The organism is Geothrix sp. (assembly GCF_020622065.1).
Lineage (GTDB): Bacteria > Acidobacteriota > Holophagae > Holophagales > Holophagaceae > Geothrix.
Genome location: NZ_JAHRYQ010000002.1, coordinates 143979 through 166936, shown reverse-complemented (window position 1 = coordinate 166936; position 22958 = coordinate 143979). Strand labels below are relative to the sequence as shown.

Annotated in this window: 18 protein-coding genes and 1 other RNA gene; 14 read left to right on the top strand and 5 right to left on the bottom strand. The window is 68.6% G+C overall.

Annotation, left to right across the window (positions count from 1 at the left end; genetic code table 11):
• The first annotated feature begins 71 nt into the window (after nt 1-71).
• From recO to QZ647_RS10260, 6 genes are all read left to right on the top strand, one after another.
• Nucleotides 72-809 (top strand): DNA repair protein RecO, encoded by a 738-nt coding sequence (gene recO, locus QZ647_RS10285; protein WP_291272079.1) that lies wholly within the window; start codon nt 72-74, stop codon nt 807-809.
• Nucleotides 810-874: 65 nt separating this feature from the next.
• Nucleotides 875-3457, top strand: a complete 2583-nt coding sequence (locus QZ647_RS10280) for a methyl-accepting chemotaxis protein (protein ID WP_291272078.1) — start codon at nt 875-877, stop codon at nt 3455-3457.
• A 205-nt stretch (nt 3458-3662) separates the two neighbouring features.
• The gene (locus tag QZ647_RS10275; RefSeq protein ID WP_291272077.1) at nt 3663-4439 is read left to right on the top strand and encodes an energy transducer TonB; all 777 of its coding nucleotides are present in this window, start codon (nt 3663-3665) and stop codon (nt 4437-4439) included.
• Nucleotides 4440-4448: 9 nt separating this feature from the next.
• Nucleotides 4449-4811: RNase P RNA component class A (gene rnpB, locus QZ647_RS10270), an RNA gene on the top strand.
• 381 nt (nt 4812-5192) lie between these two features.
• Nucleotides 5193-5951 (top strand): GNAT family N-acetyltransferase, encoded by a 759-nt coding sequence (locus QZ647_RS10265; protein ID WP_291272076.1) that lies wholly within the window; start codon nt 5193-5195, stop codon nt 5949-5951.
• A gap of 24 nt (nt 5952-5975) precedes the next feature.
• On the top strand, nt 5976-7130 hold the full coding sequence (locus tag QZ647_RS10260) for an MFS transporter (protein ID WP_291272075.1): 1155 nt from the start codon (nt 5976-5978) through the stop codon (nt 7128-7130).
• Here the strand turns inward: QZ647_RS10260 and QZ647_RS10255 are convergent.
• Together QZ647_RS10255 and QZ647_RS10250 are read right to left on the bottom strand one after the other, a co-directional pair.
• Nucleotides 7120-7857, bottom strand: a complete 738-nt coding sequence (locus QZ647_RS10255; RefSeq protein ID WP_291272074.1) for a class I SAM-dependent methyltransferase — start codon at nt 7855-7857, stop codon at nt 7120-7122. The two genes, QZ647_RS10260 and QZ647_RS10255, sit on opposite strands and share 11 nt — an antisense overlap.
• Nucleotides 7858-7937: 80 nt before the next feature.
• Complete coding sequence (locus QZ647_RS10250) at nt 7938-8489, bottom strand: hypothetical protein (RefSeq protein ID WP_291272073.1); 552 nt, start codon at nt 8487-8489, stop codon at nt 7938-7940.
• A 105-nt stretch (nt 8490-8594) separates the two neighbouring features.
• Between QZ647_RS10250 and QZ647_RS10245 the strand changes: the two genes are divergently transcribed.
• From QZ647_RS10245 to QZ647_RS10225, 5 genes are all read left to right on the top strand, one after another.
• Entirely contained in the window at nt 8595-9095 is a 501-nt protein-coding gene (locus tag QZ647_RS10245) for a transcriptional repressor (protein ID WP_286355399.1), read from the top strand.
• A 90-nt stretch (nt 9096-9185) separates the two neighbouring features.
• Entirely contained in the window at nt 9186-10253 is a 1068-nt protein-coding gene (add, locus tag QZ647_RS10240; protein WP_291272072.1) for an adenosine deaminase, read from the top strand.
• Nucleotides 10254-10279: 26 nt separating this feature from the next.
• The gene (locus QZ647_RS10235; RefSeq protein WP_291272071.1) at nt 10280-11275 is read left to right on the top strand and encodes a bifunctional oligoribonuclease/PAP phosphatase NrnA; all 996 of its coding nucleotides are present in this window, start codon (nt 10280-10282) and stop codon (nt 11273-11275) included.
• Nucleotides 11276-11382: 107 nt separating this feature from the next.
• Nucleotides 11383-12042, top strand: coding sequence for a GTP cyclohydrolase II (ribA, locus tag QZ647_RS10230; RefSeq protein ID WP_286355402.1), 660 nt, complete (start codon nt 11383-11385; stop codon nt 12040-12042).
• 33 nt (nt 12043-12075) lie between these two features.
• Nucleotides 12076-12519 carry a DUF2721 domain-containing protein gene (locus QZ647_RS10225; RefSeq protein WP_291272070.1) on the top strand — a complete coding sequence of 148 codons (444 nt, stop codon included), beginning with the start codon at nt 12076-12078 and terminating at the stop codon, nt 12517-12519.
• Nucleotides 12520-12521: 2 nt separating this feature from the next.
• On the opposite strand, the gene QZ647_RS10220 is transcribed toward QZ647_RS10225, so the two are convergent.
• On the bottom strand, nt 12522-13523 hold the full coding sequence (locus QZ647_RS10220; protein ID WP_291272069.1) for a pseudouridine synthase: 1002 nt from the start codon (nt 13521-13523) through the stop codon (nt 12522-12524).
• Between the two features lie 42 nt (nt 13524-13565).
• Entirely contained in the window at nt 13566-14135 is a 570-nt protein-coding gene (gene pgsA / locus QZ647_RS10215) for a CDP-diacylglycerol--glycerol-3-phosphate 3-phosphatidyltransferase (RefSeq protein WP_291272068.1), read from the bottom strand.
• A 91-nt stretch (nt 14136-14226) separates the two neighbouring features.
• Between pgsA and QZ647_RS10210 the strand changes: the two genes are divergently transcribed.
• The 3 genes from QZ647_RS10210 (at nt 14227) to QZ647_RS10200 (ending at nt 21767) form a co-directional block, all read left to right on the top strand.
• The gene (locus QZ647_RS10210) at nt 14227-14472 is read left to right on the top strand and encodes a FeoA family protein (RefSeq protein ID WP_286355406.1); all 246 of its coding nucleotides are present in this window, start codon (nt 14227-14229) and stop codon (nt 14470-14472) included.
• The gene (gene feoB, locus QZ647_RS10205) at nt 14472-16643 is read left to right on the top strand and encodes a ferrous iron transport protein B (protein ID WP_291272067.1); all 2172 of its coding nucleotides are present in this window, start codon (nt 14472-14474) and stop codon (nt 16641-16643) included. Before QZ647_RS10210 ends, feoB begins: the two co-directional genes overlap by 1 nt.
• Nucleotides 16644-16847: 204 nt before the next feature.
• Entirely contained in the window at nt 16848-21767 is a 4920-nt protein-coding gene (locus tag QZ647_RS10200) for an excinuclease ABC subunit UvrA (protein ID WP_291272066.1), read from the top strand.
• 101 nt (nt 21768-21868) lie between these two features.
• Here the strand turns inward: QZ647_RS10200 and QZ647_RS10195 are convergent, their stop codons facing one another.
• Nucleotides 21869-22831 (bottom strand): AraC family transcriptional regulator, encoded by a 963-nt coding sequence (locus QZ647_RS10195; protein WP_291272065.1) that lies wholly within the window; start codon nt 22829-22831, stop codon nt 21869-21871.
• Nucleotides 22832-22958 lie beyond the last annotated feature (127 nt).

Below are 22958 nucleotides of genomic sequence, written 5' to 3'. Positions count from 1 at the left end.
GCCGTCATCGGCAGCCTCGTCATGAGAGACACCGGCGGAGCAGAGAGGTTGAATCCGGGCAGACTGGAAAGGTGATCCGTACCTGCGCTGCGATCGTCCTCAAAGCGGTCCCCTTTTCGGAGGGTGGGGCCGTGGTGTCCTTTCTGTCCGAGCACGGGGAGCGGCTCAAGGGCCTCGCCAAGGGCGTGAAGAAGCCCACGGCCAAGTGGGTGGCGGCCTTCGAGCCCCTGGGCATGGTGCGGGTGAGCTTCTTCGGGAAGGAGCAGACTGAGCTGAAGCGGGTCACCCGCTGCGAACTGACCTTCAGCCCCCTGACCCTGGGTCACCTGGAGTCCAGTCTGGTGATGGCCTGCCTGGCCGATCTCTTCGACCGCGTGGCCCGGGAAGGCGTGGAGGACGACCGGCTCTACCGCCTGCTGAGCGCTTGCGGACGGGCGCTCAAAGCCGAGCCGGACAATGCCCTGGGCATCCTCGCCTACGCCGAACACTGGCTGCTCCACTGCATGGGGCTGCTCCCCCACCCTCGGATCTGCGGGCGTTGCGGGAACGAGACCGCCCCACTCGCCCTGCTCAGCCCGGATCAGGGCTGGTGCTGTACGGCCTGCACGCCGGTGGACCGTGCCGAGGCCCTGCCGCCTGGAAGCCGTGAGTACCTGCGGCGGTTGCGGGTCGGGGGCGCCGAAACGGCTCCCAGGGTGGCGGCCGCCGACGAGACCCAGACCGCCGTGACGGCCCTGCTCCGGGCCCGGCTCCTCCAGGAACTCGGCGGGGGGCTCCGCAGCTACGATGTGCTCTGGCAGACACTTTGAGGGGCCTGGGCGCCCGTGACCGGACCAAACTTGGCCCTGGAACGGCCCGTGCCGATGGGGCTTCCATGGCTTTGAGGACGGGCATGGGTCAGAACGGCTCCTTCTGGAAACGCATCGTGGCCCGTCGCTGGACGGCGGATGCGGCCATGCTTCCGATCCTGGGCCTCGTGGCCTACCTGCTGTTCCGGGCCTCGGCTTCGCTGCGGCCCGCCGAGGGGGCCGCCTTGATGATGGTGGCCGTGGGATTGATCCTCCTGGGGCGCCGCTGGTTCTTCTGGTACCGAGATCTGGTCCCGGACGGATTCATCGCCGACTGGGCCCATCTGATCCTCCAGGGAGACCGGACGCCCCACGCCCCCCCCGCGGGGCTCCGCGAGGAGGCGAGGCTGGCCGCCACCGCCCTGAACGCCCTGATCGAGGACTGCCTCCGGACCCGGAAGGACCTGGAGCAGCTCCAGCAGGCGGTCGGACGGGAGTGGCGGGACCTGGACGACCTGCTGGGCCAGGCCCACCGGCAGCTTGCGGAAGAGGCGGAAGCGCGGGATTCCGCGCGGGAGCGGCTGGAGACCTTCGGCCGGGATCTCAAGCGCAGCATCGAGGGCCCCCTCCGGTTCGATCAGATCGAGTTGAACTACCGGCTCCGCCTGGATCAGCATCGCCTCCAGGGGCAGGCCTTCCGGACCTCGCTGGAACAGGCACAGGGGGGGCTGGATCAGTTCGAGAACCTGCTGGAGGAACTCCAGGATTCGTTCCCCCGCCTGCGCCGGGAGGAGGATGCTCTCGGCCGGCTGGCGGACGCCAGCATCCGTCAGGGCGCCCGGCTGAGCCTGGCGGTGAAGGGGCTGGTGGCCCACACGCCGCGGCTCCTGGAAGAGACCAAGGCCCGGACCGACCAGCTCCAGCAGTTCCGGAAGTCGGCGGACGGGGTGCGGGATCAGGCCGAGGCCCTGGCGCGGCGGATCGATGCCTTCCGGGACGAGTCCCAGCAGCGGATCCGATCGTTCGGCGGGGCGCAGGGATCCCTTCGGATCATCGACCAGGCGGCCCAGCAGACCGGGCTCCTGGCTGTGAATGCGGCGATCCTGGCCCAGCAGGGTGGCGGCGGGGCCGGGATGCAGGCCGTCGGCGGGCGCCTGCGCAGCTTGGCGGAGCAGACTTCGGGCGGCGCCTCGAACCTGGAGCGCGCCCTGGACCAGCACCAGCTGGAACTGGAACGGGAGAACACCGGCCTCTGGGACCTCCAGGAGGTGACCCAGCACCTGCGTTCCGGCATCCAGGAGCTGCTCCGGGTGGCTGGGCATTTGGACCAGCAGGGGCAGGACATGGAGCGGGCCCTGGAAACCCACCTGGGGCTGGTGGATCAGGTGCGCCAGACGGCGGATCGAGCCGAGCTCTCCCTCCACGAGGTACGCGAGCGCTCGGCGGCGATCGAAGCGGCTCTGGAACGGCAGTGGGGCGTGGAGGCGAAGGTGTTTCCGGAGCGGGAACGCCTGGCCCGGATCGCGCACCACCTGGTCGAGGTGGGCGATGAATTCGCCCGGGTCAGCCAGCAGAACATCGACGAGACCTGGCACATCCTCATCGGCCATCAGGAGATCCGGCGCAGTGAGGCCTACCTCCAGATCGCCTCGGGCGGGCTGCCGGGTCTTCTCGGGCCGACGGACCCTTCGGAATCCCCCGGGAACCGGCTCGTCTGGGCCCGGACCCAGCGCCACCCGCGTCTCCTGGTCGGACCCGGCGGCCAGCTGCCCATGGGCCGTCGGGACGAATCCGGTGGGGTGCGCCTGCGGCTGATGGGGCTGGATGCACTGGACCGCCCGGAACCTTCGGCCGTGGAAGCGTGGTCCTGCGATGCGGACGCGCGGATCTGGAGCCTGAAGCTGATCGAACCGCTGAGAACCGAGGACCATCGGCTCTCCCTGCTGGAAACCCTCAAGGAAAGCCCTCTGGTGGCCTGCCTCCCAGGGCTCGATCTGCGGATCTCCCCCGAGGGCGCCGACATCCTCCTGGCCACGCCCTATCCGGGGCTTCCCGTCTTCCTGGGTGGGCTCCGGCTGGAGATGCCGGTCGAAGTGGAGGCCTGGACCCAGGGCTTCCGGGAGATCGAGCACCGGGCCCCGGTCCACCAGCAGCTGATTTGGATCGGCCCCGAGGTTCACCCGGAGCTGCGGCAGGGTCTCATGCGCCTGATCCACCACTGGGTGCGCGACGATCACCGGCACGAGAGCTTCATGCCATGGCTGCCTTACGAAGGGCACCGTCCCCCTTGCCCCTGGCTTTCCGAGGGTGAGGTGACGGACCGCCTCGAGGGCTGGCCCGGGATCCGCTGCCTGGGTGTCGACGCCGATCCGATCCTCCTGCATCCCCTCAGAGACCGTCTGATCCAGGCGGGCGCCGTCGAAGGGGCGGAAGGCGCCGTGCTCTGCGCCATGGGGCTCGCCCACGCGCATCCCGAGGCGCTGCTCCTGAGGCTCTTCCAGGCCGACCTGGAGCTGGCCGGGGCCTTCCATCCCGAGCTGGTGCCCTTCCAGTCACGGCTTCGCGATGAGGTGCTGGCGGCCGAATCAAGCGATCCCTATCGGGCGGCCTGGCAGCTCCTGGAGGACCTGCAACGGAAGGGCTGGGCCCTTCCGTTGCCATCCGCATGACGAGCCTGTGACGAGCGGATCTGCTGAATGTTTCCCATGGGGTTGACAGCCGCGCTGCGCTGCCGATACCTGATTAAAGCGATCTTTGGACCTCCTCCAGACGGTGTGTGATCCAGGGCCCGGGATTGCCGCCAACCGATGTCCACCACCAGCGGTGGCTGCCGGATCTGCGGGAGGCCACGGAACGCCACCCACAGGAGATGTCATGTTCCCTTTCGCGTTCCCGCGCGGCCAGGGGCCTGCCTACGCGGACCTGCCGCCCACCCTCCAGCCCTGCGCCATCGCGGCCTCGGCACCCCCTTCCGAGTACCGGCTTGCGGCGACCCTGTCCGGGCTGGTCTACCTCCTGATCGGAGGCGCGGCTCTGGCGCTGGCGTCGCTCGCGCCCGCCGCCATCCTGCAGGTGAATCGCCCCACGAGACCCGAGCGGATCATCGAGTTCGAGGGGCCGCGAATGCCGCGGATCATCGAACATCGGCTTCCCGCTTCCGGGAACCCGGGTGGAGGCCTCGCCTTCCCCACGGCTCCGGTCGTGGCAGCGCCCCGCGTGGATCCTGAGATTCCCGCAGCGAGCCTCCCCACGGAGAATCATCGCGGGGATCTTCCGGTGGCGGGGCCCGGGCGCGCCGACTCCCTGGCCCAAGCCAATGGATCGGCCCAGGCCAACGGATCGGTCCTGTCCGTGGGAACGGCCGGCCCCGGGGTTCGAGACTTCACCATGATCGGGCTGAGGGAGCTTCGCCGCGTGGAGCCGGTGTACCCGGACTTCGCCCGCCGCGCGCGCATCCAGGGCTCGGTGGTCCTCTCGATGACGGTGGACGATCAGGGCGTGCCGATCCAGGTGCAGGTCCTGGAAGGTCCCCAGGCCCTTCACGAGGCCGCCCTGCAGGCGGCGCGGCAGTGGCGCTTCGAGCCGGCCCGGATCGATGGCCGGTCCGTGGCCGCCCGCTTCAAGCTCACCTTGAACTTCCGGCTGAGGTGATACCGTGAAGGTGTGGGTCAGGGCGTCGCTGTCCGCAAGGGCAGAGGAAAGTCCGGGCTCCGCAGGGTGCTGGGCCTGGTAACGCCAGGGCGGGGTGACCCGACGGACAGTGCAACAGAGAACAGACCGCCGATGGATCCTCGGATCACAGGTAAGGGTGAAACGGTGGGGTAAGAGCCCACCGCCGGACTGGCAACAGGACGGGCATGGTAAACCCCCCAGGGAGCAAGACCAAATAGGCCGGCGCACCGCGCAAGCGGCGAGGGTTGACCCGACCGAGCCGGCGGGTAGGTCGCACGAGGTGGGTGGTGACATTCATCCCAGAGGAATGACGCTCCACGACAGAACCCGGCTTACCGATCCACCACGGCCTCCGCAAGGGGGCCGTGCTTGTATCCTCCGGGGGTTCCGCGCTGCGCGCACACCCCCGGACCCCCACGCTCGGCCCGGCGAAGCCGTGCTTCGCTTTGCCCTGATTCCATAGCTCCGCGCTGCGCGCACACCCTGGACTCCGCGCGAAGCCCAGCGGGGCGCTGCTTCGCTTTGCCCCGATTCCAGGATTCCGCGCTGCGCGTATTTGATTGGAGTAGGCTGGTCTCCTCTCTGGATAGGCCTCTGATCAGCACCTCCCATCGCCACCTCGGCACGCCTGGAACGGGTGGTGGCGTCGTGCGCCCCGGCTGACGCATGGGCGCGGCATCGCACCGGGCCGCCATCGCGGCGGCCGGACGGACCTGTTTCCCGGAGATTCCCATGTTCCATGACCTACCCAGCCTGGCCCGTCGCCTCGAGGACGCCCAGGCCCGTCAGAACGAGCGCTTCAACCAAGCCGCCGGTGGCCGCAGCCTCTCCGTGGGTGGCGGCTTCGCCCATGCCCGCGGTCCGGGCCATCCTCTGAATCAGGCGTTGGGTCTGATCGACCCGATCGCCGAGGCCGAGCTCGAAGCCATTGAATCCTTTCTCGGCACGCCGACCGTGCTGGAGCTGAGCCCCGGCGCCGCCCCGGATCTATGGCCCCTGCTCGCCCGGCGGGGCTATCGCCTGCAGCAGTTCCAGCAGCTGTGGATCCGCTCCCTGGCCGAGGTGGAGGAGGCGCCGCCGCCATCGGAGGTCCGCAGAGCGGAACTGGAGGAGGCCGGCTCCTACAACCGAATCGTGGCGGCGGGATTCTTGGGACGGGACGACTGGCGCGGTCTGGTCCCTCCCTTCGAGGTTTCTCTCTCGGTCCCAGATGCCTGGGGGTTCCTGGCCGTCGTGGACGGAGAACCCGCCGGAGGCGGCATGCTTGGGATCGTCGACGGCGTGGCCCTCCTGTCGGGCGACGCCGTGATCCCCCGCTTCCGGGGCCGGGGCCTGCAGAAGGTGCTCATCCGGGCCCGCTTGGCCTTCGCGCAAGGGCGCGGCTGCGACCTTGCCTGCGCCTCCACGGCGCCGGGAACGGCCAGCCAGCGTTCGTACGAAGCCTGTGGCTTCCGCGTGGGCTATCCCAAGGTGGAGATGGCCCGGGACTGATCGGCGCGATGCGATAGTGGGGGGATGCGTCGCCCCGCACCCCCCACTGCTGCGCTCCTCGTGACGGCCCTTGCCTTTCATGTGGACATGCTCCTCTACTACCTGCTGGTACCCCTTCTGCCGCGGTATGCCCGCGACCTGCAGCTGAACCAGATGGAGGTGGGGATCCTCTTCGGCAGCTACGCCGTGGCGTTGCTGCTGGCGACTTTTCCCGTCGCTCTGCTCACGGACCGCTACGGCCGCCGCGGAACCATGCTCTGGGGTCTGGCGGGACTGATGGTCACGACGCTGGTGTTCGCGGTGTCGAAGCAGTACTGGCTGCTGGTGCTGGCGCGCTTCCTCCAGGGCGTGGCCGGCGCGGCGACTTGGCTGCCGGGCATGGCCCTGCTGGCGGATCACTTTCCGGCCGAATCCCGGGGAAAGGCCATGGGCACGGCCTTCGCCGCCGCGAATCTCGGGGTGCTGATCGGGCCTCCGCTTTCGGGTTTCCTCGATCAGCATGGCGGTCCTTCCACGCCTTTCCTGCTGGGCGCGGTCCTGGTGGCTCTGGACGCGGCGGGCCGGGCCTTCCTGTTGCCGGTGACGGAACCGAAAAGGGGCCCGAAGCTCCCTTTCCGACAGCTGCTGTCCAACCGGACCATCCGGGTCTTCGCCGGCGCCATGGCGCTGGGCTCCTGCCTGTGGGCCCTCCTGGAATCCACCCTGCCACTGGATTTCAACCGCAGGCTGGGCCAGTCTCCGACGCAGATCGGCCTCTGTTTCGCGGCGGCGGCCGTGGCGCACACCCTCACCTCGCCCCTGATGGGCCGTTTGTCGGACCGCATCGGCCGGGCCCGGGTGTTGCGCGTGGGGCTGGTCCTGGCGGCGATCCTGCTGCCCCTTCCCGCCCTGCTGCCCCGGTCCTGGATGGTGGTGGTGGCCATGATGGGGCTGGGCAGCACGGCGAGCTTCATCATGAGCCCCTGCAGTCCCGCCGTGGCGGACCAGGTGGAGCGGCTGGGGAGCCAGAGCTTCGCCTCGGCCTTCTCCATCCTGAACCTGGCCTACTCCGTAGGCATGATGGTGGGCCCTCTGGTGGGAGGGGCTCTGGTGCAGGGGTTGGGGCTGGCCTGGGCCCTGGGTCTGTCGGGTCTCGGCTTTGCCGCCTACCTGCTGGCCATGAAGGGCATCAGGACCTGACGGCCCGGTAGATCCACCGCTCGGCCGCGGCGTCCCAGGGGCGCCCATCCAGGCCACCGTAGGCCTCGATGGCGCGGAAGCCGGCCTGTGCGAGACAGGCTTGCACCTCGGCATCCGTGGGTATCCAGATGTCGTGGCGGAAGCCCTGGCCCTGGCAGCGCCGCTCGGTGAGGATGCGCCGGTGGTCGGGGCTCCAGGTGGCGCGCTCCTGGTAGCCCTCGTGGGGGAAGTCCAGCCAGTAGCCTTCCACTTCGGCCACGGAGGCCCGCAGGAAGTCCCGACCCACCAGATCCAGGAGCAGGGCGCCACCGGGGCGCAAGACCCGGCCGGCTTCCGACAGCTGGCGCAGGTTCTCCTCCTCCGTGGCGAAGTAGCCCCAACTCGTGAACGCGCAGAAGACGCCGTCGGCGCAACCGCCGCGGAAGGGAAGGGCCCGGAGGTCCAGACGGGCCAGGGGCGCCGGGTGTTCCTCGGCGTGGCGGCGCAGGTTGAGGGCGCTCAGGTCGCCTCCCACCACCTCCAGGCCCCGGGCCTTCAAGTGGGGATGGAGGCGCCCCCAGCCGCAGGGCAGGTCCAGCACGCGGCTTCCGGTCGGGAGATCCAGCAGGGCCGCGAGGGCAGGGCCTTCCAGGGCGGCATCGGCCGCCTTGTCCGCGTAGATCTGGAAATAGGCGGGGTGATCGAAATCCCAGGCGAACCAATCCATAGCGCGAGTGTGGCAGGGCATGGGACTTCCGGTGCATCAAAGCAGAAGCCCGGCTTAGCCGGGCTTCTGCGCATGCGTTGGGAGGGAACCTCCGGAGAGCATTACTCCTCGTCCGACTCCGCCTTCACCAGCTTCACCGCGGGAGGCACCTGGGGCGTGTTCACCATGCCCTTCCAGACATAGCGCGTGCCCCGCTTCTGGCCGCTCTTGGTGATGAGCTTGGCTTCCTCCAGTTCCGTGAACAGCCGGCGAAGCGTGGCCGGCGCCCAGTCGCAATCCTTGAGGTCCAGGGCCACCTGGGCCTCGAAACTGCTGAGGGAACCCTTGTCCTGCAGCTTCTGCATCAGGCCCTGCTTCAGATCCTCCAGTTCGGGTTTGGAACGGCGGGCCTTGGTCTTGAAGCCGGCGGGTTCCCCGGCCGCCACCGGGGCGGCGGGCTTTGCCGCGATCGGCGCAGGAGGCTGAATTCGGGCGGGGGTTTCGGCTTGGACCAGCAGGCCATCCAGATAGATGTCGCCCCGCTCGGGCCGGAACATCACCACCACGGAACCGGGTGCGATACCTTCCTGTTGAAGGGCCGTAATGATCCGCTCGCCGATGCGGGTCTCCTGTTCCGGTGCAAGATTGGGGGACTGGATAATGACGATGGCCATGGCGGCTCCACTATGTATACGATGAATTCATCATACCCTTTCTTTTTTCAGCAGTAAAATGCGATTAGCCGGGTGGACCGGATAGACTTCCCCACCGAGGATCCCATGCGAAAGCAGAAGACCGACCGCCCCGAAGAACAGCAGCGTTTCGAGACCTTCCTGCGCTCGCGCCAGTTGAAGTTGACAGGCGAGCGGCTGGAGCTGGTGGAGGAGGTCTTCGGCCAGGCCCACCACTTCGACGCGGACCAGCTCCACATGGCCTTGAAGCAGAAGGGCAAGGCCATCAGCCGCGCCACCGTCTACCGCACCCTCGACCTGCTGGTGCAGTGCGGGCTGGTGCGGAAGAGCAGCTTCGGTGACCAGCACGCCCACTACGAGGCGGTGCGGAGCGATGAGCACCACGACCACCTGATCTGCCTGAACTGCGACGCCATCATCGAGTTCTTCCGGCCCAAGCTCGAGGCGCTCCAGGACACCATCTGCCAGGAATACGGCTTCAAGCCCATGCACCACAGCCACCAGATCTTCGGGCTCTGCAAGGACTGCCAGGCGCTGGAGACCGACGCCCCCACCCTTGCCCACCGCCTGAGCCAGCTGAATGTCTGAAGGGTAATCCAGGGCTGCTGCATGTCCCTCGGCCTCATGCTCCAGTCTCATGGCCGTAGCCCGCGGCCCTGCGAGGCGCTAGGCTAGGCCATGCCGAAACTCACGCTCCAGGATCTCCAGCGCCTTCCCAAGACGGACCTGCATGTCCATCTCGACGGCAGCCTCCGCATTCCCACCATCCTCGAATTGGCCGAGCAGCAGAAGGTGAAGCTGCCGGCGGACAGCATGGAGGGCCTGCGCCCCTTCGTGGAGGTCGGCGAGGACTGCAAGTCCCTCGTGGAGTACCTCCGGGCCTTCGATGTGACGCTGTCCGTGATGCAGACCTACGAGAGCCTGGTCCGCACCGCCTTCGAGCTGGCCGAGGATGCGGCCAAGGAGAATGTCCGCTACATGGAGGTGCGGTACAGCCCCATCCTCCATCAGCAGAAGGGGCTCACGCTTCATGCCATCGTCCAGGCGGTGCTTGAGGGGCTGGCCCAGGCGGAGCGGAAGTACAACATCAAGACCGGCGTCATCCTCTGCGGCATGCGCCACATCTCGCCCGACATCTCGCTGCGCCTGGCGGATCTCACCGTGGCCTTCAAGAACAAGGGCGTGGTGGGCTTCGACCTGGCGGGCGCCGAGGAGAACTTTCCCGCCAAGCGCCACAAGGATGCCTTCGGCCGGGTCCTGCAGAACAACATCAACTGCACCCTGCACGCGGGCGAGGCCTACGGCCCCGAGAGCATCCACCAGGCCATCCACCTCTGCGGGGCGCACCGCATCGGCCACGGCGTGCGGCTCATCGAGGACGGCGACCTGCTGAACTATGTGAATGACCACCGCATTCCGCTGGAGTGCTGCCCGTCGAGCAATGTGCAGACCAAGGCCGTGAAGAAGATGGCCGATCACCCGATCCGGCTGTTCTATGACCTGGGCCTGCGCGTCACGGTGAACACGGACAACCGCATGGTCACGGCCACCACCGTGAGCCGCGAATTCCAGGTCATCCACGAAGAGCTGAACTTCAACCTCGAGGAGATCAAGGAGCTCATCATCATGGGCTTCAAGAGCGCCTTCCTGCCCTACGCCCTCAAGCGGGCCCTGCTCGCGGAAGTGGTGCACGAGCTGAAGGCCTTCAAGCCGGGCAGTCTGGAGAGCAAACGGGAGCAGCTCTGATATCCTGACTTTCGAGGTCAGGATTCATGCTGGATCGCTTCGCCGACTTTCTCGACCGCCACACCAAGGTCCTTCTCACCACGCACGAGAACCCGGATGGGGACGGCGTGGGCGCGGCGATCGCTCTGGCCGCCCACCTGAAAGGGCAGGGCAAGGCGGTCCGCATCGTGGTGACGCCGGTCCTTCCCGAGAACCTGCGCTTCCTGGATCCCGAGGGCTGGATCGAGGCCTTCGAGCCCGGCGGTGTCCATGCGGACCTGGCCGCCTGGCCCGATGCCTGGCTGCTCATCGACGCCTCGGAACCCCACCGGATGGGGCCGCTCTTCGCGGCGTTCCAGGGCACCGGGGCCGAACGCGCCTGCCTCGACCATCACCTCAAGGATGCCCCGCAGGGCTTCGATGACGAATTCACGGATCCCACGGCCAGCGCCAGCACGGAGCTGGTCTACGACCTGGTGCGGCCCCGCCTCGGCGGCGACCTTCCGCCCGTGATGGCCCAGGCCCTCTACGCCGGCATGGTGAGCGACACCGGCAATTTCCGGCACTCCAACACCACGCCGAAGATCCACCATGCCGCGGCCGATCTCATCGCCCAGGGCGTCCACCCCGCCCGCACCTACAACGCGCTCTATCAGACTGCCACGCCTGCCAAGCTCAAGCTCTTCGGCCGGGCCATGGGGGGACTCCAGCTGCGGGACGCCGGCCGCTTCGCCTATGTCGCCGTGACCGCGGCGGATCTGGCCGCCTGCGGCGCCACGCACGAGGATCTGGATGAGCTGGTGGAGGAACCCCGCAAGCTGTTCGGAGTGGAAGTCGCGGCCCTCTTTTCCGAGACCGCGGATGGCCGCGCCAAGGTCAGCCTGCGCTCCCGCGAGCGGGTGGATGTGAACGCGGTCTGCCGTTTGTTCGGCGGTGGCGGCCACCGGCTGGCTTCGGGCGCGAAGGTCGCGCAGCCCCTGCCAGCCTTCATCGCGCAGGTGGAGGCCGCCGTCCAGGCTCAGATGGCGAAGGATATTGTCTAGATTATAAGTAGGACACTATGGGGTTGCCCTGAACAGACCCTGACTTCAGACTTCTTATTCCCCTGGGCGGCATCCAATGGCGTGGACGCACCCCTTCCTGGAATCCCATGACCCCCAAAGAACCCAGCAGCGCCCCGAAGCTCGAACTCTTCTGCAAGCTGCAGGCGGAGAAGGTCCCCTTCATCGCCAAGGCCAATGTCCCGTCCATCTTCGGGAAGTTCACGGTCTACGGCTTCCTGGAGCACGCCACGGGCAAGGAGCACCTGGCCATCGTGGCGGGAGAGATCGACGCCCGGCGGCGCATCCCGGTGCGCATCCATTCCGAATGCTGGACGGGGGATGTGCTGGGCAGCCTCAAGTGCGACTGCCGGCAGCAGCTGGAGGAAGGCCTTCGCCATGTGGCCGAGCATGGTGGCATGGTGCTCTACCTGCGCCAGGAGGGCCGCGGCATCGGCCTCCTGAACAAGCTCAAGGCCTACGCGCTGCAGGAGCAGGGGCTCGACACCGTGGAGGCCAACCACTCGCTGGGCTTCCCCGATGACCTCCGCACCTACGACTGCGCCGTGGAGATGCTGAAGTTCTTCGGCATCACCAAGGTCAAGCTGCTGACCAACAACCCGCGCAAGATCGGCGCGCTGGAATCGGCGGGCATCGAGGTCGAGCGGGAGCGCCACCAGCTGGCTTCCAATCCCCACAACCTGCGCTATCTCAAGACCAAGGCCCGCAAGAGCGGCCACATGCTGGATTTCGAGGAAGAGGCGCTCTAGCGGATTCGGCGTTCAGCTGATAGCTATGTAGCCATGCCCGCACCCGTCTCCGACCAGACCATCTACGACATTTCGCATGTCATCCAGCTCTCGGTGGCGCCGGTCTTCCTGCTGACTTCCATCGGGACGATCCTGGGCGTGCTGTCCACGCGGCTGGCCCGCATCGTGGATCGGGCCCGCGCGCTGAAGGAGCTGCTCGAGACGGCTTCGGAAATCCGACTCGCGGCCATCCATGATGAGATGCACACCCTGGCGCGACGGCGGAACCTGATCAACCTGGCCATCACCTTCGGCACCACGGCGGCGCTGCTGGTCTGCGTCAGCATCGCCACGGTGTTCCTGGGCGCGGTGATGAAGGCCAGCGTGGCCGGGGCGGTGGCCTCGCTCTTCATCCTGGCCATGGCCGCCTTCGTGGCGGCGCTCGTGTTCTTCCTGCGGGAGATCCTCCTGGCGGTCCGGAGCCTCCACCTGGCCTGAGGCTACAGGCTCTTGATCGCCGCGATCTCCTGGGGGCTCAGATAGCGCCAGGCGCCGGGCTTCAGCAGGGGATCGGCCAGGGGGCCGAACTGCACCCGGCGCAGCTTGCTGACGGGGTGGCCCACGGCGGCGAACATGCGACGAATCTGCTGGTTCTTGCCTTCGGTGAGGGTCACCTTCAGCCAGGGATTGTCACCCTTCTCCGCGATCTCGATGTGGCAGGGCTTGAGGCGGCGCCCGCTGAGCAGGAAGCCTTCCTGGAATTCCTTCAGGAGTTCGGGCCGGGGGTTGCGGTGCACCTTGACGAGGTAGACCTTGGGAATCTCGTGTTCAGGTCCCATGAGCACCTGGGCCAGGGCCCCGTCGTTGGTCATGAGCAGCAGCCCTTCGGAGTTGAAGTCCAGGCGGCCCACCGGGTAGAGCCGGCCCGGCACGCCCTTGAGCAGCGCCATCACGGTGGGGCGGCCCTGGTCGTCCCGCACGGTGGTCACATAGCCCTTCGGCTTGTTCATGAGGATGTAGACCGGCGCCTCGCGCTGGATCTCGACCAGGTCCACAGTGATCTCGTCCCGGCGGGGATCCGCGCAGGTGCCCAGCTCGGTGACGGTCCTCCCGTTCACCTGCACACGGCCGTCGAGGATGATCTGTTCGCAGGCCCGGCGGCTGGCGATGCCCGCGGCGGCCAGGATCTTCTGCAGGCGGTCCTGCCCGGTCCGGGGAGGACGAGGCGAGGCGCCACCGCTGGGGTGAGGGGCTGCGGCTTTGCGCGGGGCCTGCTTGGCCGCGGGTCGGGTCTTGTCGATGGCCGGTCGCCGGGTGGGAGCGCCGGCAGAGGGGCGGGCGCCCGCACTCGAGGACGGGCGGGAGGCGGACGGTGACCGGGCTGGACCTGGGGCCGGACGGGCGGAAGCCGAGCCCCGAGTTACGCCGGCGGCCGGACGGCCGGTGGCAGGCTTGCGGGTGGTGGGCGCGGTGCGGGACCCCTTCGGGGCGGGCTTTCTCATGGCAGCTCCTTCGGCGTCTCCCGACGCGGAAGAGCCAGTCTATCAGGCCACGGGCGTCCGCGTGGCCCGCATGAAGTAGTGGATGCCCGAGGCCAGCACCAGGGCGGCCACCAGCCAGTACATCTCGGGGAGGAAGGGATCCATCCAGGGCCGGTAGCCCAGGGCGTTGAAGAGCAGGCCGAGCGAGACGGCGATCAGCTGCATGGCGGTACTGAGCTTGCCCAGCAGGCTCGGGTGGAACTTGCTGTCGCTGAGACGATCGACCGAGGCGAAGGCGTAGAACGAGATCACCAGATCCCGCGTGATGGCGAGGATGGCCACCCACACGGGGATGGGCGCGGCCATGCCCTGGGTGCGCCAGGCCAGGAGGATGAAGGCCGTGGTCATCAGCAGCTTGTCCGCGGCCGGATCCAGCACGGCCCCCAGGTCTGAGCGCTGGTTGAAGGCCCGGGCGATGAGGCCATCCAGCAGGTCGGTGAACCCTGCGGCGGCAAAGAGCCCGAAGGCCTGCCAGTGGTGGCCGTACCAGACCGCGATGGCGAAAAAGGGGATCGCCAGGATCCGCAGCAAGGTCAGCGCGTTGGGCAGAGTCAGTGGGCTGGAGGAGGTCATGTCCGGTCTAGTTTAGACGGAGATCACATCCTTTGACTTCCGGCTTGTAGCACCCTGAGGCTGAGCTACACTGGATCGTGGAGTTGAGATTATGACTCAAAATCTATCAATCCCCCTGAGCGACCTCCAACCGGGGGACGAGGGGGAGGTCATCCAGGTGCAGGCCCAGGGTCAGATCCGTCAGCGTCTGCTGGAGATGGGCTTCATCCGGGGGGCGCGCCTCCGGGTTGAGAAGCTGGCGCCGCTGGGCGATCCCATGGAGCTCGTGATCAAGGGCTACCACCTGTCGCTGCGGCGGGACGAGAGCGCCTGCATCCTCGTCCAGCGGGTGGCCTGATGGCCCTGACCATCGCCCTCGCGGGCAATCCGAACTGCGGGAAGACCACCCTGTTCAACGCCCTCACCGGGGCCCGGCATCATGTGGGCAACTGGCCCGGCGTCACCGTGGAGCGGCGCAGCGGAACCTTCGAGCAGGACGGCTCGACCCTGGAGGTGGTGGACCTGCCCGGCACCTACTCGCTGGCCGCCCGCAGCGAGGATGAGCGTGTGGCCGCCGGTTTCCTGGCTTCGCCCGATGTGGACCTGGTCCTGAATGTGCTCGACGCCTCGAACCTGGAGCGGAACCTCTACCTCAGCACCCAGCTGCTGGAACTCGGCAAGCCCGTGGCCTTCGTCCTGAACATGGTGGACGATGCCGAGAACCGCGGCGTGCGCATCGATGTGCCCGCCCTGGAGACGCTCCTGGGTGGCCCCGTGATCCCGACGGTGGGCAACCGCGAGCAGGGCATTCCCGAACTGAAAGCCCTGCTGGCCGCCCTGGCCCGGGGGGAATCCACCCGCTGCCGGCGCGTCACGGTGGACTACGGGCACGACATCGAGGGCGAGCTGCGGAAGCTCGAGACCGAGATCTGCCGCGACGAGCTGCTCGAGGCGGCCATGCCGCCCCGCTGGTTGGCCCTCCAGCTGCTGGAGAACAATGCCGATGCCAAGCGCCGGGTGTCGGAGAGCCACGCCAACGAGGCGATCAGCCAGCAGCTGGCGAAGAGCTTCGCCTTCCTGGAGCCGCACCTGGGCGCCGACGGCGCCACGCTGGTGGCCGAGCGGCGCTACGGTTTCGCACATGGCCTGGTGAAGGAAGTGGCCACGGCGCCGGACGAGGGCCGGACACCCACCTCCCGGCTGGATGCGATCCTCACCCACCGCCTGCTGGGCATCCCCATCTTCCTGGGCATCCTGGCCCTGGTGTACTCCGTGTCGTTCATCCTCGGGAAGATCCCCCAGGATTGGATCGCCGAGGGTTTCAAGGCGCTGTCCGGCTTCGCGGAAGCCCGCCTGCCCGCGGGCGAGCTGACCAGCCTGCTGGTCGATGGCGTGATCCCCGGCGTGAGCGCCGTGATCGTCTTCGTGCCCGTGATCATGATCCTCATGGGCTGCATCGCCTTCCTGGAGGACACGGGCTACATGGCCCGGGCGGCCTTCATCATGGACCGCCTCATGCATGTCATGGGCCTCCACGGGAAGAGCTTCATCCCCCTCATCATGGGCAGCGGCTGCAATGTGCCGGCCATCCAGGCGGCCCGCACCATCGAAAGCCGCCAGGACCGCCTCATCACGATCCTCGTGACGCCCCTGGTGAGCTGTTCGGCGCGCCTGCAGGTCTACATCGTCATCGCCGGGACTTTCTTCACGCCCTTCAAGGCGGCCCTCGCCATCATCGCCATGCACTTCCTGGGCCTGGGCCTGGCGGTGCTCATGGGCCGGCTGCTCCGCAGCGCCCTGTTCAGCGGACCCAGCTCGCCCTTCGTGATGGAGCTGCCGCCCTATCGGCTGCCGGTGCTGAAGGCCACGCTCATCCACATGTGGGAGAAGGGCTCGATCTTCCTCACCCGGGCCGGCACCACCATCTTCGCGGGGGCCACGCTGATCTGGTTCCTGTCGCGCTATCCCGGCATCGCCAACCGCGAATGGACCCTGGAATACCAGCAGCAGCGCCAGGCCGTCTCGGTGCTGGGCCTGCCGCAGGCCGAATCCGACGAGCGCCTGAGGGCCCTCCAGCTGGCCCACGAGAGCCGCATCGTGAACACCAGCCTCGCCGCCCGGCTGGGCCAGAAGGTGGAGCCCCTGCTGCGGCCCATCCTCGACCCCGACCACAAGCGGGCCGAGGCCTGGAAGGATGTCATCGCGCTCACGGCGGGTTTCGTGGCCAAGGAGATCGTGGTCTCCACCATGGCCGTCATCCATCAGGCCAGTGACGAGCCCAAGGAGGGCGAGCGCCTCAGCCCCCTGCAGGTGGCCCTGCGCGACAACTCCGGCCTGAGCCCCCTCACCGCCCTGGCCTTCATGGTCTTCACCCTGATCTACACCCCGTGCCTGGGCACCATCGCCATGATCCGCCGGGAGGCAGGCAGCTGGGGCTGGGCCGGCTTCACCGTGGCCTACGGGCTGGTCCTGGGCTGGGGGCTGGCCTGGGTCACCGTGGCCGTGGGCCGAGCCTTCGGATTCGCGTGAGGTGGCCATGAGCGTCCAATCCTTCCTCGCAGCCTCGGCGGCAGGCCTCGCGGCCCTCTACTTCCTGCGCGGAGCGGTCCAGGATCTGCGTGGAGGCAAGCCCGGGGGGAGCTGCGGGAAATGCTCTTCGGGGGGCTGCCCGGCCGCTCGGCGGAAATAGGGAACAGGCCCTAGAATCCATGGGTGGAGAAGGTGTGCCCATTGGTGGAACGCGGAAACCTGGAGATCGTCGTCCGAGGCGCGGAGGAACATAACCTCGCGGGCTTCGATGTGCGGATTCCGCGCCGGAGCCTCACGGTCATCACGGGGGTGTCCGGCTCCGGCAAGTCCTCACTGGCTTTCGACACCTTGTTCCGGGAAGGGCAGCGCCGCTTCCTGGGGACCCTGCCGTCCTACGCCCGCCAGTTCATGGGCGGGCTCGCGCGGCCGGCGGTGCGGAGCATCAGCGGGCTGGGCCCAGCGGTGGCCGTGGGCCAGCGCGCCAGCCTCGCCCATCCCCGGTCCACGGTGGGGACCCTCACGGAGGGATGGGATCTGCTGCGCCTGCTCTTCGCACGCCTGGGCACGGCGCCCGAGGGCGTCCATCCGACCCGGGGCCTGTTCTCCTTCAACGGCGAGGAGGGAGCCTGCCCCCACTGCAAGGGGCTCGGCGTGGAGGACCGCCTGGACCTGAACCTGCTGGTGGCCGATTCCGCCAGGTCCTTGAGGGACGGGGCGCTGCGCGTCAGCACCCCGAACGGCTACCTCATGTACTCGCAGGTGACGCTCCAGGTGCTGGACTCCGTGCTGCGGGTCCACGGCGGATCCGTGGACATCCCCTGGAGGGACCTGAGCGAGGAGGCGCGCCAGGTGGTGCTCTTCGGCTCCGACCGGCTGAAGATCCCCTACGGCAAGCATCCTCTGGAGTCGCGCCTGAAGTGGACGGGGATCACGGCCCGGCCGCGCCAGGAGGGCTTCTACCGGGGGCTGGTGCCGGTCATGGAGGAGATCCTGCGCGGCAAGCGCAACGATTCGATCCTCCGCTTCGTCCGGAGCTCCAGCTGCTCGGCCTGTCAGGGCGCGCGGTTGCGGCCCGAGGCGCTGGCGGTGACTTGGCGTGGGATGCGCATCGTGGACCTTGCCGCCATGACGGTGCGTGAGCTCCGGGACCACCTGGCGGGGGTCGTGTCCTCGCCCGGGGAAGCGCCCGTCCTGGAGCCCATCCGGGCCGACCTGCTGGCCCGCTGCGAGCTCCTGCTGGAACTGGGGCTGGGGTATCTGACCCTGGACCGCCCGGCCCCCAGCCTCTCCCGCGGCGAGGCCCAGCGGCTGCGCCTGATCAGCCTGGCGCTGGGGGAGCTGCGGGGCCTGCTGGTGGTCCTGGACGAGCCCACGGCCGGCCTCCATCCTCACGAGGTGGGTCGCCTGATCGCGGTGTTGAAGCGCCTCCGGGACCAGGGCCAGACGGTGGTGGTGGTGGAGCACGATGCCCTCGTGGCCCGCTCCGCCGACTGGTTGATCGACCTGGGGCCCGGGCCGGGGCGGGAGGGCGGGCAGCTGCTGTGGAGCGGCCCGCCTTCGGAACTCCTCGCGCGAAAGACCGAGGGGCCACCCACACCCACGCAGACCTGGCTGGCGGCCGGGCTGACGGGACCCGGGACCATGCCCCCGCGCCGACCCCGCGCGGACCAGGGAATCCTGCGCGTGGAGGGCCTGAACCGGAACAACCTCCAGAACCTCTCCCTGGAGCTGGAACCGGGTGCCCTCCATGTGATCTGCGGGGTGTCCGGAGCGGGGAAGACCTCTCTGCTCGAGGAAGTGGTGGCCCGCATCCAGGCTGGCCAGGTTCCCGGCGCCGCCTTCCGCCGCATCGTCCAGGTGGATGCCGATCCGATCGGGCGCACGCCCCGCTCCAATGCGGCGACCTACACCGGGGCCTTCGACCTCATCCGCGACCTGTTCGCGGCCACCGCCGAGGCCAAGGTGCGGGGACTGGGCAAGGGGCATTTCTCCTTCAACACGGCCGGGGGCCGCTGCGAGGCCTGCGAAGGCGCGGGCGTGCAGGAAATCGGCATGCGGTACCTGGGCAGCGTGGATCTGGTCTGCGACCTCTGCGGGGGGCGGCGCTTTCATCCCGAGGTTCTGGCGGTGCAGTACCGGAGGCGGAACATGGCGGACCTCCTGGAAGGGAGCATCGCCGAGGCTGCGGACCTCTTTGCGGATCACCCGAGGCTCCATCGCATCCTGGATGCGCTTCTGAAGGTGGGGCTGGGCTACCTGCCCCTGGGCCAGCCCGCCACGACGCTTTCCGGGGGCGAGGCCCAGCGGGTGAAGCTGGCCACGGAACTGGCCAAGGCCGACAAGGGCCCGGCCCTCATCGCCCTGGACGAGCCCACCACGGGACTCCACGCCGCTGATGTCGCGGTGCTCCTGGCAGCCTGGGACCACCTGCTCGCGGCGGGCCACACCCTGCTGGTGGTGGACAACGACCGGGAGGTGGTGCGTCGCGCGGACCGCGTGCTGGACCTCGGTCCAGGGAGCGGCCCCGAGGGGGGGCGCGCGGTGGCCTCCGGCCCTCCGGCCGCCCTCGTCGCGTGCCCGGACTCGCTCACGGGCGCCGCGCTGCGGGAGGTCCTGCCGCCCCTGCTCCCGACGGCCATCCGCGAGGACGATCCGCCCATCGAGCTGCTGGGGGTGCGCACGCACAACCTCCGGAACCTCGACCTGGTCATCCCGGCGCAGGGCCTGACCGTGGTGACGGGGCCTTCGGGATGCGGCAAGTCCTCGCTGGTCATCGATACGCTCCTGGCCGAGGCCCAGAACCGCTTCGCGGACCTGATCTCCCCCTGGGCACGGCGCCTCTTGCCGCGGAAGGGCGGCGCCGAACTGGACGCCGCCCGGGGGCTCCAGGCCGCCGTGGCGGTGCCCCAACGGGCGGGCCGTCGGAATCCCCGCTCCACGGTGGGCACCGTCACGGAGCTGGACGAACTGCTCCGCCTCCTGTTCGCCCGGGCCGGCGAGCGCCCCTGTCCCGCCTGCGAAGCCCCGGCCCAGGGCGACCGCTGCGGCTGCGGGCAGGGGCTCCCCGGGCTCTGGGCCTCGGATTTCTCGCCCCATTCGGAGCGCGGTGCCTGCCCGTCATGCAAAGGATTGGGTTTCCTCCAGCGCTGCGACCCCGAGCGGCTGGTGAGCCACCCGGACCGCCCTCTGGATGGGGGCGCCATGGACGGCACCCGCTTCGGCGCCTACCTGGGGGAACCGGACGGGCAGTTCGTGGCCACCCTCCGGCGCGCCGCGGAAGGGGCCGGGCTGGACCTCGGCCGGCCTTGGCGGGAGCTGGGGCCCGAGGAACGCAGGCTGGCGATGTCCGGCACGGGCAGCACGGTGCACGAGGTGGCCTGGCACTACCGGCGGGGGAAGGTGGTGGGCGTGCACCGGCTCCAGACGGAGTGGCCGGGTTTCGCGACCCTGGTGGATCGGGAATACGAGCGGATTCATGCCGACCCCAAGGGGGAGGAGTTGGAGGCCCTTCTGGTGGACAATCCCTGTCCAGAGTGTGGAGGGGAGCGGCTGAAGGCGGTTGCCCGGAGCGTCCGCTTTGGCGGACTGCGATTCCCCGAGGCCACGGGGTCGTCCATCGACCAGGCTCTCGGATGGCTGGGCGGGTTGGACATCCAGGGGCTTTCCCCGCGAATGGATGCGCTCACGCACGATCTCCGGGAAGACCTCCGCCGGCGGTTCCAGGCCCTCGCGGACGCTGGCCTGGGGTATCTGTCGGTGCGGCGGGAGATGGCGAGCCTCTCGGGTGGCGAGGCCCAGCGCGTGCGTTTGGCGGCCGCCCTGGACGGGGGCCTCGTGGGGGTCACCTACATCCTGGATGAGCCCTCCCGGGGGCTCCATGCACGGGACATCCAGCGCCTGGGCGGTGTGCTGAAGAAGCTCGCGGAGGCCGGCAATGCCGTCGTGGTGGTCGAGCACGAGAGCAGCCTCATCGCCGCGGCAGACCAGATCCTCGAATTGGGGCCCGGGGCAGGGCCTGAAGGGGGGCGCCTCCTCGCCGTGGGCACGCCGGAGGATCTGAAGCAGCTCCCGGGATCCCGCACCGGCGCCCAGCTCCGCCGCTCCCGCACCGTCATTGGCGGGCAGGGCGGGGCCACTCGGAGCCCGGCCGTCCGGGTGCGGGGAGCCCACCTCCACAACCTCCAGGGCATTGATGTGGCCTTCCCGGCCGGTGTCCTGGTGGGGGTGACGGGCGTATCTGGAAGCGGGAAATCAACCCTCGTCCTGGATGTGCTCGCGCCCTCGCTCCGGAATCACCTGCAGGGCCGGGGCCCCGTCGGCTGCGAGGGCATCGAGCTGACCACGGACATTGGGGAGGTGATCACGGCGAATCAGGAAGGCCTGGGCCTGGTGGGCCGGAGCACGGTCCTCACCCTCTCGGGCCTGAGCGAGATCCTCCGCAGGCGCTATGCGGCGACTCCCCGGGCCAAGGCCTCGAAGCTCTCGGCGAAGCATTTCTCCACCGCCGCTCCGGGCGGTCGCTGCGAGGCCTGTGAGGGGCGCGGCGTGATCACTGTGGCCATGGATCTGCTGCCGGATGTCACGGTGGGCTGCGAGGTCTGCCTGGGCCAGCGTTTCCAGCCCGAGGTGCTGGCGTGTCTGGTGGCAGGTCGGTCCATCGCCGCCACGCTGGAGGCCAGTGTGGCGGAGCTGGCGGAGGCCTTCGCCCAGGACGCCGCGGTGAGCAGGAGCCTGGGGGCGCTGCGCGAGGTCGGCCTGGGCTACCTTCGACTGGGGCAGGAGGCGGGCACCCTGTCGGAGGGTGAGCGCCAGCGCCTCCGCCTGGCCGGCCTGCTCGCCGCGCCCAGGAAGGGGAGGGTCGCCGTCTTGCTGGATGAGCCGACGCGCGGTCTGGGCTTCGAGGATGTGGACCGCCTGCGGGCCGCACTTCGTAGACTGGCGGGAGAAGGCCACCTCGTCGTGGCGGTCGAGCACGACCTGGATTTCATCGCCGCCTGCGATTGGATCATCGACCTGGGCCCCGAGGGAGGTGCCGCCGGGGGACGCGTGGTGGTCGAGGGGTCACCCGAGCGGGTGGCCGCCTGTGCCGCATCCTTCACGGGGCAGGCTCTGGCGATCCTCTGAACGGACGGATGGACCTACTCCCCGTGGGAACCTCGGCGGTCCTCTCCTGTGGCAGGACGGGGCCCATGGGTTTGCCGGTCCATCCCGATGGCGGAGATGTGCTAATTCTCCGCGGAGGGGTTGTCCACGCTGGCTTTTTGGAGGAGCAGCGCAATGTCCCTGGTGGGGGCATTTCCGAAGTAGCGCCCGTACTCCCGGGTGAACTGGGACACGCTCTGGTAGCCGACCTGGCGGCCGGCGCTCCCGGCATCCAGCTTCGTCAGCAGCATGAGGCGCCGGGCCTCCTGCAGGCGCAGCGCCTTCTGGTACTGCAGGGGGCTCATGTCGGTGACGGCCTTGAAATGCTGGTGGAAGGAGGAAGGGCTCATGTGGACGAGCGTGGCGAGGCGCTCGACATCCAGCGGTTTGTCGAAATGGGAACGAACCCACGACACCGCCTTGGAGATCCGATGGACCTTGCTCTTCTCCTGGCCGATCATCGCAAGCCGCAGGCCGAGGGAGCTTCGCAACAGCCGGATCAGGATCTCGTCCATGACCAGGGGCGCAAGCAGGTCGGCCTCCCCGGGCTGGGACGCGAGCTCCATGAGTCGTACGACCGCGTTGATCACATGCTCATCCACCTGGTCCACGCAGATGGCATGGCCGTCGTCCCGCTTCGGCAAGCCAAGGGGATAGACCTTGGCCGTCAGGTCGGCGACGCGGGCAGGGTCGAGGTCCAGCCGAATGCCAAGGTAGGGCGCATCCAGGCTGGCCTGGGTGACCTGGGCGGTGATGGGGACATCCACGGAATAGACCAGCATGCGCGAGGCGTCGTACTCGTAGATCTCCTTCCCGAGGATGACCCGCTTGGCGCCCTGGGCCACCATGCACAGGGCCGGCTGCATCACGGCGTGGTGCATCTCCTTCTCGATGCGGGAGGCCTTGGATACATGGACGCCCGAAAGCCGGAGGTCGAAGGTCCCGTCGTAGGGGGCATGGGCCATCAACCGGCGCGCGAGCTTGGCCAGATCGGTCGAGTCTTCTTCCAGATCCGTGGTGCGAGGAGAGGCGTGCAGTCTGGTCATGGAGAGTGTCCGCAGAACGACAACAGTTGTGGTGGGATGTTCGTCCCCGCAGGGTCCCTTGTGAATGAGCGTTCGGCGGTGGCACCTGGATCGTGGGGCCAGCGGGAGGGCTGAGACCTTACCATGA